This is a genomic window from Caldimonas brevitalea (genome assembly GCF_001017435.1).
Classification (GTDB): Bacteria; Pseudomonadota; Gammaproteobacteria; order Burkholderiales; family Burkholderiaceae_C; genus Caldimonas; species Caldimonas brevitalea.
In genome coordinates, this window is the sequence record NZ_CP011371.1 from 2,808,671 (window position 1) to 2,820,352 (window position 11,682).

An 11,682-nucleotide genomic window follows, 5' to 3' on the forward strand; every position below is an offset into this window, starting at 1 on the left:
CCCATGACCGGGAGGTCTCATGCTCACTGACTTCTTCGACGGCATCGCACGATGGGAGTTGCCGCAGTACGGCACGCTCGCCCCGCTGTTCTTCCAGGACCTCGGCTGCATCACGGCGGTGTACACGGCAGCGACCGACGCGGTCCGCGCCTTGTTGCCTCGCACTGAAATGCGGCCGATTGAGTTGCTGCCGGGCCGCTGCCTGATGGTCTTCACCGCGCTCGAATATCGGCAGTGCGATCTCGATCCGTACAACGAGTTGGCGATGGCAGTCCCGATCGCCTTCGGCCAGCACGTGCTGCCAGTGGCCGATGCGCTGAAGCAGGCGTTGCAGATGACGATGAGCGCCTATATCTGGCAGTTGCCGGTGACCACCGAACGCGCCCGCGTCGCTGGCGTCGACATTGCCGGCTATCCCAAGTTCGTGGCCGACATCGATTTCGAGGAACTGCCCGGGCGGCGCGCATGCACACTGGCACGCGATGGGCGCCGCATTCTCCGCCTGAGCTGCGAGACCGGTGCGGCACGCGACCAGCGGGACGTCCGCCTGCGGAGTTACACGCTGCGCGACGGTATCCCACTGGTGTCGAATCTGCTGGTTCGGCAGTTGCGCTGCGAAGAACATCTCCATGGCCGGGCGGCGACGCTCGAACTGGGCGATGACCCGTTGGCCGATACGTTGCGAGGGCTGCGTCTGAGCGACAACCCGGTGGCGAGTCAATACAGCCCGCAAGCCCAGGCCATACTCTTCTTCCCTCGAAACCTGGCGGACGCGTAGTACCGCGTGCCGCATCCCGGCCTGGGCCAGGCGCGCCCCCGTGCAGCGCCTGCGCCTTCCGTGAAGGGATACGCGGTCTAAGCCTGGCGGGTAAGCCATGAGGGCTCGACTTCGTGACGCAGTTCACGGTTTTCAGGGGTGCGGTGGTAAGGCCGCGGGTCGGATGAAAAAGTCAGCGGAGAGCTGTTGCGTTTCTTACTCCAAGCCTGCTATAGTCGCGTCCTTCGCTGATCACGGCGCTGCAAACGAAGTCCCGAAGAAGAAATTCTGGAGGGAACCAAGGGCAGCAAAGTCGAATCGTAGAGAGTTCTCCGGTAACGGAGCTTGAGCGGCAGACTGAAGTGGTGAGTGAAGAAAGTGAAGCAGAGTAGTTGACAGGGTTTTAAAAATTCTTCATAATCTCGCTTCTTTGCTGATGACGACGAAAGACGAATCAGCGAGCTGAGAAGTGTGCAGTGTCACCGAGGTGGCGCGAGACGCGGATCAGATGCTCTTTAACAAATAACAGCCGATAAGCGTGGGCGTTTGAAGGCGAGTGCCAAGGCTACCCGGTCGCAAGACTGGGTGCCACAAACGCTCACGGAGAAGAAGTGAAGTTCACTTCAATTCCGTTTTGAGCAAAATTTCAAGATCGAACTGAAGAGTTTGATCCTGGCTCAGATTGAACGCTGGCGGCATGCCTTACACATGCAAGTCGAACGGCAGCACGGGAGCAATCCTGGTGGCGAGTGGCGAACGGGTGAGTAATACATCGGAACGTGCCCAGTAGTGGGGGATAGCCCGGCGAAAGCCGGATTAATACCGCATACGACCTGAGGGTGAAAGCGGGGGATCGCAAGACCTCGCGCTATTGGAGCGGCCGATGTCAGATTAGCTAGTTGGTGGGGTAAAGGCCTACCAAGGCGACGATCTGTAGCTGGTCTGAGAGGACGACCAGCCACACTGGGACTGAGACACGGCCCAGACTCCTACGGGAGGCAGCAGTGGGGAATTTTGGACAATGGGCGCAAGCCTGATCCAGCCATGCCGCGTGCGGGAAGAAGGCCTTCGGGTTGTAAACCGCTTTTGTCAGGGAAGAAAAGTTCTGGGCTAATACCCCGGAGCGATGACGGTACCTGAAGAATAAGCACCGGCTAACTACGTGCCAGCAGCCGCGGTAATACGTAGGGTGCGAGCGTTAATCGGAATTACTGGGCGTAAAGCGTGCGCAGGCGGTTGTGCAAGACAGATGTGAAATCCCCGGGCTCAACCTGGGAACTGCATTTGTGACTGCACGGCTAGAGTGCGGCAGAGGGAGATGGAATTCCGCGTGTAGCAGTGAAATGCGTAGATATGCGGAGGAACACCGATGGCGAAGGCAATCTCCTGGGCCTGCACTGACGCTCATGCACGAAAGCGTGGGGAGCAAACAGGATTAGATACCCTGGTAGTCCACGCCCTAAACGATGTCAACTAGTTGTTGGACGGCTTGCTGTTCAGTAACGAAGCTAACGCGTGAAGTTGACCGCCTGGGGAGTACGGCCGCAAGGTTGAAACTCAAAGGAATTGACGGGGACCCGCACAAGCGGTGGATGATGTGGTTTAATTCGATGCAACGCGAAAAACCTTACCTACCCTTGACATGCCAGGAATCCTGCAGAGATGTGGGAGTGCTCGAAAGAGAACCTGGACACAGGTGCTGCATGGCCGTCGTCAGCTCGTGTCGTGAGATGTTGGGTTAAGTCCCGCAACGAGCGCAACCCTTGTCATTAGTTGCTACGAAAGGGCACTCTAATGAGACTGCCGGTGACAAACCGGAGGAAGGTGGGGATGACGTCAGGTCATCATGGCCCTTATGGGTAGGGCTACACACGTCATACAATGGCCGGTACAGAGGGCTGCCAACCCGCGAGGGGGAGCTAATCCCAGAAAACCGGTCGTAGTCCGGATCGCAGTCTGCAACTCGACTGCGTGAAGTCGGAATCGCTAGTAATCGCGGATCAGCATGCCGCGGTGAATACGTTCCCGGGTCTTGTACACACCGCCCGTCACACCATGGGAGCGGGTTCTGCCAGAAGTGGTTAGCCTAACCGCAAGGAGGGCGATCACCACGGCAGGGTTCGTGACTGGGGTGAAGTCGTAACAAGGTAGCCGTATCGGAAGGTGCGGCTGGATCACCTCCTTTCTGGTAACACAGAAGCACTCAAATTCTTGCGCCCACACTTATCGGCTGTTGTTGTTGACGACAGTGAGTGAACGTGAACCGGCAGGCGGAAGCTGGCGGGGCTGACGAGAGTTGGTCCTGGGTTGACGCGAGCCGCAGACGCGCTTCACGCAGAAGTGAAAACGGGTCTGTAGCTCAGTCGGTTAGAGCACCGTCTTGATAAGGCGGGGGTCGTTGGTTCGAATCCAACCAGACCCACCATCCTTCTGCATGAGACATGTTGGGGGATTAGCTCAGCTGGGAGAGCACCTGCTTTGCAAGCAGGGGGTCGTCGGTTCGATCCCGTCATCCTCCACCACCGCCGCCAAAAGGGCGGTCACTCTGTTCAGAACGTTAACGCGAGCAATTGGAAGATTGCTGGCGTTAGCGGTTCGTGAGAACGGCTGTTGTTCTTTAACAATTCGTAGAGTCGAATCAGCGTTGTTGGCGGAAACCGCTTCATGGCGGACCGTGCCGCCAACAACATTTGATTGCGTCACCAGACTTCAATTCGTGAATTAAAAGCGAGTTTGAAGACGGCATAACGCGTAAATACTCAACTGAGCGAGCCATCGCTCAGACAGTCCTTGACGACGCTGAGAGGCGTCAAAGTTATAGGGTCAAGTGACTAAGTGCATGTGGTGGATGCCTTGGCGATTACAGGCGACGAAGGACGTGATAGCCTGCGATAAGCTTCGGGGAGCTGGCAAATTAGCTGTGATCCGGAGATTTCCGAATGGGGAAACCCACCCTTAGGGGTATCGCATACTGAATACATAGGTATGCGAGGCGAACCGGGTGAACTGAAACATCTCAGTAGCTCGAGGAAAAGACATCAACCGAGATTCCGAAAGTAGTGGCGAGCGAAATCGGACCAGCCTGCACGTTTTAGCAGTCGACTTATCAGAACGGCATGGAAAGGCCGGCCATAGCAGGTGATAGCCCTGTATGAAAAAAGTTGGTTGTGGAACTAGGCGTGCGACAAGTAGGGCGGGACACGTGAAATCCTGTCTGAAGATGGGGGGACCATCCTCCAAGGCTAAATACTCGTAATCGACCGATAGTGAACTAGTACCGTGAGGGAAAGGCGAAAAGAACCCCGGGAGGGGAGTGAAATAGATCCTGAAACCGCATGCATACAAAAAGTCGGAGCCCTCCGGGGTGACGGCGTACCTTTTGTATAATGGGTCAGCGACTTACATTCAGTGGCAAGCTTAACCGAATAGGGAAGGCGCAGGGAAACCGAGTCCGAATAGGGCGTTCAGTCGCTGGGTGTAGACCCGAAACCAAGTGATCTATCCATGGCCAGGATGAAGGTGAGGTAACACTTACTGGAGGTCCGAACCGACTAGTGTTGCAAAACTAGCGGATGAGCTGTGGATAGGGGTGAAAGGCTAAACAAACTTGGAAATAGCTGGTTCTCTCCGAAAACTATTTAGGTAGTGCCTCAAGTATTACCATCGGGGGTAGAGCACTGTTATGGCTAGGGGGTCATGGCGACTTACCAAACCATTGCAAACTCCGAATACCGATGAGTACAGCTTGGGAGACAGTGCACCGGGTGCTAACGTCCGGACACAAGAGGGAAACAACCCAGACCGCCAGCTAAGGTCCCTAAAATTGGCTAAGTGGGAAACGAAGTGGGAAGGCTAAAACAGTCAGGATGTTGGCTTAGAAGCAGCCATCATTTAAAGAAAGCGTAATAGCTCACTGATCGAGTCGTCCTGCGCGGAAGATGTAACGGGGCTAAGCCAGTTACCGAAGCTGCGGGTGCACAGCAATGTGCGCGGTAGGAGAGCGTTCTGTAAGCCTGTGAAGGTGTCTCGAGAGGGATGCTGGAGGTATCAGAAGTGCGAATGCTGACATGAGTAGCGTTAAAGGGGGTGAAAAGCCCCCTCGCCGTAAGCGCAAGGTTTCCTACGCAACGTTCATCGGCGTAGGGTGAGTCGGCCCCTAAGGCGAGGCAGAGATGCGTAGCTGATGGGAAACAGGTCAATATTCCTGTACCGATGTGTAGTGCGATGTGGGGACGGAGAAGGTTAGCTCAGCCGGGTGTTGGATGTCCCGGTTTAAGCCTGTAGTCGTGCCTGGTAGGCAAATCCGCCGGGCTTAGATGAGGGGTGATGACGAGGCGGCTTGCCGCTGAAGTGAGTGATACCCTGCTTCCAGGAAAAGCCACTAAGCTCCAGCTACACACGACCGTACCGCAAACCGACACTGGTGCGCGTGATGAGTATTCTCAGGCGCTTGAGAGAACTCTGGAGAAGGAACTCGGCAAATTGACACCGTAACTTCGGAAGAAGGTGTGCCCTTAGTAGGTGAACCTGTACAAGGGGAGCCAAACGGGGTCGCAGAGAATCGGTGGCTGCGACTGTTTAATAAAAACACAGCACTCTGCAAAGACGAAAGTCGACGTATAGGGTGTGACGCCTGCCCGGTGCCGGAAGGTTAAGTGATGGGGTGCAAGCTCTTGATCGAAGCCCCGGTAAACGGCGGCCGTAACTATAACGGTCCTAAGGTAGCGAAATTCCTTGTCGGGTAAGTTCCGACCTGCACGAATGGCGTAACGATGGCCACACTGTCTCCTCCAGAGACTCAGCGAAGTTGAAATGTTTGTGATGATGCAATCTCCCCGCGGAAAGACGGAAAGACCCCATGAACCTTTACTGTAGCTTTACATTGGACTTTGAACAGATCTGTGTAGGATAGGTGGGAGGCTTTGAAGCGGTGCCGCTAGGTGCCGTGGAGCCGTCCTTGAAATACCACCCTGGTGTGTTTGAGGTTCTAACCTTGGCCCGTGATCCGGGTTGGGGACAGTGTATGGTAGGCAGTTTGACTGGGGCGGTCTCCTCCCAAAGCGTAACGGAGGAGTTCGAAGGTACGCTAGGCACGGTCGGAAATCGTGCTGATAGTGCATAGGCAAAAGCGTGCTTAACTGCGAGACTGACAAGTCGAGCAGATACGAAAGTAGGACTAAGTGATCCGGTGGTTCTGTATGGAAGGGCCATCGCTCAACGGATAAAAGGTACTCTGGGGATAACAGGCTGATACCGCCCAAGAGTTCATATCGACGGCGGTGTTTGGCACCTCGATGTCGGCTCATCTCATCCTGGGGCTGTAGCCGGTCCCAAGGGTATGGCTGTTCGCCATTTAAAGAGGTACGTGAGCTGGGTTTAAAACGTCGTGAGACAGTTTGGTCCCTATCTTCCGTGGGCGCTGCAAGATTGAGAGAGCCTGCTCCTAGTACGAGAGGACCGGAGTGGACGCACCTCTGGTGTATCGGTTGTCACGCCAGTGGCATTGCCGAGTAGCTAAGTGCGGAAGAGATAACCGCTGAAAGCATCTAAGCGGGAAACTCGTCTCAAGATGAGTCTTGCCGGGGCCTTGAGCCCCCTGAAGAGTCGTTCAAGACCAGGACGTTGATAGGCTGGGTGTGGAAGCGCAGTAATGCGTTAAGCTAACCAGTACTAATTGCTCGTGCGGCTTGACCCTATAACTTTGATGTGCCTCACAGCCTTCAAGGTGGAGTCTTTAAGCTGTTATGCCAGGTAGCACGCCAACGCGTCGCTCACCTCTGGTACGCAATCAAATTCTGCTGATTCACTGCAGCGCCATTAAAGAGCGCTGCAGTTCAAACTCTACGAATTGGTCGTCTTGCACCACGCCGCCTCCCGCGGCGCCGCACGACGGCAACCAGTTATGCCTGATGACCATAGCGAGGTGGTCCCACTCCTTCCCATCCCGAACAGGACAGTGAAACGCCTCAGCGCCGATGATAGTGCGGATTCCCGTGTGAAAGTAGGACATCGTCAGGCTGTTATCCCTCAAAACCCCACCCACTCTCGCAGTCGGTGGGGTTTTGCTTTTGCGGGTCCATATTCGTCTTTGCTTTCGCCGGCTACCGAACCGACGCGTGGAGCACAAAAACCGTGAATGTGCCGACCATCGTTCGCGGGCCGCGGAAAAGGCCCCGGTAACGCCACGGGGCGTCCCGGCTTGTGCTGGTGGCGAGTCCTGGCGGCAGCGCTTGCTGGTGCCGCTGGAACCGATCCGCCTGCCGCGGTATGAAGCGTGGTGGAGTCTCGGGCGAAGCCTGAGTGAAGCCACAGGTGCTCACGCCCCTCTTTGCGACGGATTCCCTGCAGCGTTCCCGTCTGCATATTTGCTCTTGGGGTCGATCGCCGAATCCTTGCCTCTCAACCGAGAACTGGGGCAGGGGATGCCGTGCTAGCGCTCCGGCCCACAAGCGTCCGGATTTGCCCTGAGTGATCCGAGTGTCGGACGGCGGTCAAAACCGCACTTTTCCAGCCGCCGCGGGTTCGGGCTCGACATTTTCTACAGCCAGCCACGGGGAAACCCTTCTCCAAGGTGCGCGGGTGCCCCCCCTAGAATCCTTGTGCTGTGCACCACGCTGCACGTCGTTGGAGATTGAGACATGGCACAAGCCAAACGCAGTGCGGCTGCGGGGCAGGACGCAGCCGAACCGGGCGTGCGCACCCTGAAGAAGTACCCGAACCGCAGGTTGTACGATACCGAGACCAGCAGTTACATCACGCTGGCGGACGTCAAGGAAATGGTGCTGGCGGGTGAAAACTTCGTGGTGCGTGACGCGAAGACGAATGAAGACCTGACGCGCAGCATCCTGCTGCAGATCATTCTCGAAGAGGAAACGGGCGGCGTGCCCATGTTTTCCACCCGCATGCTGGCCCACATCATCCGCTTCTATGGCCACACCATGCAGGGCCTGATGGGCACCTATCTAGAGAAGAACATTCAGGCCTTCATCGACATGCAAAGCCGGTTCGCCGAGCAATCCAAGGGCGTGTACGACCCCAAAGGCCTGAATGCCGAGATGTGGACCCAGTTCATGAACGTGCAGGCGCCGATGATGCAGGGTCTGATGACGAACTACCTCGAGCAGTCGAAGAACATGTTCGTGCAGATGCAGGAGCAAATGCAGAAGCAGGCGGAGTCGTTGATTCCTGGCTTCCCGGGTTTTCCTCCACAGAACCGTTGACAGCGGTGCCCGCGGGCGGCCCGGATCGGCGAAAATCGCGGGATGACTCAAGATACCGCCACGGCCGTACTGCCCCCGACCACGGCCGCCCCCAAAATCGGCTTCGTCAGCCTCGGCTGCCCGAAGGCTTTGACCGATTCCGAATTGATCCTGACGCAGCTACGCGCCGAGGGATACGACACCTCCAAGACCTTCCAGGGCGCTGACCTGGTGATTGTCAACACCTGCGGCTTCATCGACGACGCGGTGAAAGAGAGCCTCGACACCATCGGCGAGGCGCTTGCCGAAAACGGCAAGGTGATCGTCACCGGCTGCCTGGGCGCCAAGGCGGGGGAGGGCGGCGGCAACCTGGTGCAGCAGGTGCACCCGAAGGTGCTGGCCGTCACCGGGCCGCATGCGACGAACGAGGTGATGGACGCGGTGCACCTGCACGTGCCGAAGCCGCATGACCCGTTCATCGATCTGGTGCCGGCGGCAGGCGTCAAGCTGACCCCCCGGCACTACGCCTACCTGAAGATCAGCGAAGGTTGCAACCACCGCTGTTCGTTCTGCATCATTCCCAGCATGCGCGGCGATCTGGTGTCGCGGCCGATCGGCGATGTGCTGGGCGAGGCGCAGCGGCTGTTCGAATCGGGCGTCAAGGAACTGCTGGTGATCAGCCAGGACACCAGCGCCTACGGTGTCGACGTCAAGTACCGCACCGGGTTCTGGGACGGCAAACCGGTCAAGACGCGGATGCTGGACATGGTGCAGGCGCTCGGCGAAATGGCAGAGCGGCACGGCGCCTGGGTGCGCTTGCATTACGTCTACCCGTATCCGCATGTCGACGACGTGGTGCCGCTGATGGCCGAAGGCAAGTTGTTGCCTTACCTGGACGTGCCGTTCCAGCATGCGCATCCCGATGTCCTGAAGCGCATGAAGCGCCCCGCCAACGGCGAGAAAAACCTGGAGCGCATCCTGCGCTGGCGCGAGCTGTGCCCGGAAATCGTCATCCGCAGCACCTTCATTGCCGGCTTCCCGGGCGAGACCGAGGCGGAGTTCGAATACCTGCTCGACTTTTTGCGCGAGGCCGAAATCGACCGCGCCGGTTGCTTCGCCTACTCGCCGGTCGAAGGCGCGAGTGCCAACGAACTGGCCGGCGCCTTGCCCGACGAAGTACGCCAGGAACGGCAGGCGCGGTTCATGGCCGTCGCCGAGGAAGTCTCGATCCAGAAACTCAAGCGCCGGGTCGGCGCGACCATGCAGGTGCTGGTCGATTCGGCCCCGGCGCTGGGCCGCAAGGGTGGCGTGGGGCGCAGCTATGCCGACGCGCCCGAGATCGACGGCACCGTGAAGCTGTTGCCGCCCGAAAAAGCCTCCAAGACGCTCAAGGTCGGCGAGTTCACGCGCGCGCGCATCGTCGGCGTGCAGGGCCACGACCTGATCGGCATGCCGATCTGAGCGGCGCAACGGCGATGACGGAAAAAGCGGCAGAACCGCCGGTGTCCAGCACCGCGCTGATCCACCATGCCTACCAGCCGCCCGCAGGCTTCGAGGGGCTGGCGCCGGGAGTCTACAAGGCTTCCACGGTCGTGTTCCCCAACGTGGCTGCGCTGCGCGCGCGCAACTGGCGGGAGAAGACCGGCTACACCTACGGGCTGCACGGTACCCCCACCACGTTCACGCTGGAGGAGCGCATCGCGACGCTCGAGGGGGGCCGCCAGACCTTGCTGGCGCCGAGCGGCCTGGCCGCCATCGCGCTGGTCAACGCCGCCTTGCTGCGCCAGGGCGACGAAGTGCTGATACCGGACAACGCCTACGGCCCCAACAAGGAGCTGGCCCGCCACGAGCTCGAAGCTTGGGGTGTGCGTCACCGGTTCTACGACCCGATGGACGCCGGCGCCTTCGCGGCGCTGATCGGTCCTCACACCCGCCTGGCCTGGCTCGAAGCGCCCGGCTCGGTGACGATGGAGTTCCCCGACCTGGTCGGCTTGGTGCGCGCCTGCCGCGAGCGGGGCGTGACCGTGGCGTTGGACAACACCTGGGGCGCCGGCCTCGCGTTCAATCCGTTCGCCTTGGGCGCCGCCGGCCCCGCGCCGTCGGGTGTCGACATCTCGGTTCACGCACTCACCAAATACCCCTCGGGGGGCGGTGACGTGCTGATGGGCGCCGTCACCACCGTCGACGAAGCCTTGCATCTGAAGCTGAAGTTTGCGCACATGCGCCTGGGTTTGGGCGTCGGCGCCAACGACGTCGAACTGGTGCTGCGCGGCCTGCCGACGCTCGCGCTGCGCTACCAGGCGCACGACGCGGCGGCTCGGCAGGTGGCCGACTTCCTGCGCCAGCGGCCCGAGGTGACGCAGCTGCTGCACCCGGCTTTCCCCGAGTCCCCCGGCCACACGCATTGGGCGCGCCTGTGCCACGGTGCTGCAGGGCTGTTCTCGGTCGTCTTCGACGAGCGTTTTGCGCCGGCCCGCGTCGACGCCTTCGTCGACGCGCTCAAATTGTTCCGCATCGGCTATTCGTGGGGCGGCCCGGTCAGCCTGGCCGTGCCCTACGACGTCCCGGCCATGCGCAGCGCCACCCGGTGGCCGTGGCGCGGCACCCTGGTGCGGTTCTCGATCGGCCTGGAACGGCCGGATGACTTGATCGAAGACCTGCGCGCCGCGCTCGACGCGCTACACGGCTGAGAAGGAGGAGGAGCAGGGCGCGTCCTCAGCCCTCGCTCTTCGGGCCCGACGACACCTTGTGCCGCATCAAACGGCCCTTTTCGCGCTCCCAGTCGCGCTTCTTCTCGGTTTCGCGCTTGTCGTGCTGCTGCTTGCCCTTGGCCAGCGCAATCTCGGCCTTGACCAGGCCGGCCTTGTAATGCAGGTCGAGCGGCACCAGCGTGTAGCCCTTTTGCTCGACCTTGCCGATCAGGCGGCGGATCTGATCCTTGTGCATCAGCAGCTTCTTGGTCCGGTCGGCCTCGGGCTTCACATGGGTCGACGCCGAGCGCAACGCGTTGATGCGGCAGCCGATCAGGTACAGCTCGCCGTCGCGCACCACCACATAGCCGTCGGTCAGTTGCACCTGGCCCGAGCGGATCGCCTTGACCTCCCAGCCTTCGAGCACGACACCGGTCTCGAAGCGCTCCTCGATCAGGTAGTCGAACCGGGCTTTCCTGTTTTCAGCAATGGACATGGGTCAGAAGTTGGGGGGTTGGGTCTAGGGCCGGCTGGTTGACACTCATAGCCCGCACGCGGGCTATTAGAACCCATCTCGAAATCGCTTGAGCAGCCAGCCCCGTGATGCAGGCAAGCTGCGCGCTGACGAGGACCTGGCCGCGGCGGTACTCCCACCGGACGAGCGCTTGGCGCTTCCACAGCAACCCTGCCGGGTTCAGCCGGCGACGAGCTCGGGCACGCTGGCTGCTGCTGCGTCTGCAGAGAGCTGGGCGACCGCCCTTTTGGGGAAACCCGAGGTCACGTCGCGATAGATGCCACGTTCGCTGTACGACCCGTCCTCGACGTCGAGCGCCACCACCGAATTGCGTCGGCTGCCCTATCACGTGGGCCGGCCCCTGACACGGCACACGCGGGGAACAGGTGCGCTGCCACTCATTCTGCCGGTGCCGCGGTGAGGGCCACCTTGCCTCTCTCCACCGTTCCGCTACCCATCTTCCGACCCTTGGGGATGTGTGTCCCCGTACAGCAGTGCTCACGCACCTTGGCGCCTGGCGGG

The 11,682-nt window shown here is 59.7% G+C and carries 6 protein-coding genes, 2 tRNA genes and 3 rRNA genes; 9 read left to right on the forward strand and 2 right to left on the reverse strand.

Annotation, left to right across the window (positions count from 1 at the left end):
• Positions 1 to 19 precede the first annotated feature (19 nt).
• The 9 genes from AAW51_RS12440 to AAW51_RS12480 all read left to right on the forward strand — a co-directional run bounded on the left by AAW51_RS12440 (position 20) and on the right by AAW51_RS12480 (position 10,646).
• Positions 20 to 778 carry an acetoacetate decarboxylase family protein gene (locus tag AAW51_RS12440; protein ID WP_047194874.1) on the forward strand — a complete coding sequence of 253 codons (759 nt, stop codon included), beginning with the start codon at positions 20 to 22 and terminating at the stop codon, positions 776 to 778.
• Between the two features lie 633 nt (positions 779 to 1,411).
• Positions 1,412 to 2,942: ribosomal RNA gene (locus AAW51_RS12445) — 16S ribosomal RNA — on the forward strand.
• A 163-nt stretch (positions 2,943 to 3,105) separates the two neighbouring features.
• A tRNA-Ile gene (locus AAW51_RS12450) sits at positions 3,106 to 3,182 on the forward strand.
• A gap of 21 nt (positions 3,183 to 3,203) precedes the next feature.
• Positions 3,204 to 3,279 (forward strand) — tRNA-Ala (locus AAW51_RS12455).
• A gap of 299 nt (positions 3,280 to 3,578) precedes the next feature.
• A 23S ribosomal RNA gene (locus AAW51_RS12460) occupies positions 3,579 to 6,452 on the forward strand.
• Positions 6,453 to 6,662: 210 nt separating this feature from the next.
• A 5S ribosomal RNA gene (gene rrf / locus AAW51_RS12465) occupies positions 6,663 to 6,775 on the forward strand.
• Together the 16S, 23S and 5S rRNA genes with 2 tRNA genes alongside form the textbook arrangement of a ribosomal RNA operon.
• A gap of 620 nt (positions 6,776 to 7,395) precedes the next feature.
• A complete protein-coding gene (phaR, locus tag AAW51_RS12470) occupies positions 7,396 to 7,977 on the forward strand; it encodes a polyhydroxyalkanoate synthesis repressor PhaR (RefSeq protein ID WP_047194875.1) in 582 nt (193 codons plus the stop codon).
• Positions 7,978 to 8,019: 42 nt separating this feature from the next.
• Complete coding sequence (rimO, locus tag AAW51_RS12475; RefSeq protein WP_047194876.1) at positions 8,020 to 9,417, forward strand: 30S ribosomal protein S12 methylthiotransferase RimO; 1,398 nt, start codon at positions 8,020 to 8,022, stop codon at positions 9,415 to 9,417.
• 14 nt (positions 9,418 to 9,431) lie between these two features.
• Positions 9,432 to 10,646, forward strand: coding sequence for a cystathionine beta-lyase (locus AAW51_RS12480; RefSeq protein WP_047194877.1), 1,215 nt, complete (start codon positions 9,432 to 9,434; stop codon positions 10,644 to 10,646).
• Between the two features lie 25 nt (positions 10,647 to 10,671).
• Here the strand turns inward: AAW51_RS12480 and smpB are convergent, their stop codons facing one another.
• Both smpB and AAW51_RS29910 read right to left on the reverse strand, forming a co-directional pair.
• Positions 10,672 to 11,142, reverse strand: coding sequence for an SsrA-binding protein SmpB (gene smpB / locus AAW51_RS12485; RefSeq protein ID WP_047194878.1), 471 nt, complete (start codon positions 11,140 to 11,142; stop codon positions 10,672 to 10,674).
• A 198-nt stretch (positions 11,143 to 11,340) separates the two neighbouring features.
• Positions 11,341 to 11,481, reverse strand: a complete 141-nt coding sequence (locus AAW51_RS29910; protein ID WP_157359824.1) for a hypothetical protein — start codon at positions 11,479 to 11,481, stop codon at positions 11,341 to 11,343.
• Positions 11,482 to 11,682 lie beyond the last annotated feature (201 nt).

Coding starts and splice junctions, on each gene's coding strand:
- AAW51_RS12440 (WP_047194874.1), top strand. CDS start 20: ATGCTCACTGACTTCTTCGACGGCATCGCACGATGGGAGTTGCCGCAG.
- phaR (WP_047194875.1), top strand. CDS start 7,396: ATGGCACAAGCCAAACGCAGTGCGGCTGCGGGGCAGGACGCAGCCGAA.
- rimO (WP_047194876.1), top strand. CDS start 8,020: ATGACTCAAGATACCGCCACGGCCGTACTGCCCCCGACCACGGCCGCC.
- AAW51_RS12480 (WP_047194877.1), top strand. CDS start 9,432: ATGACGGAAAAAGCGGCAGAACCGCCGGTGTCCAGCACCGCGCTGATC.
- smpB (WP_047194878.1), bottom strand. CDS start 11,142: ATGTCCATTGCTGAAAACAGGAAAGCCCGGTTCGACTACCTGATCGAG.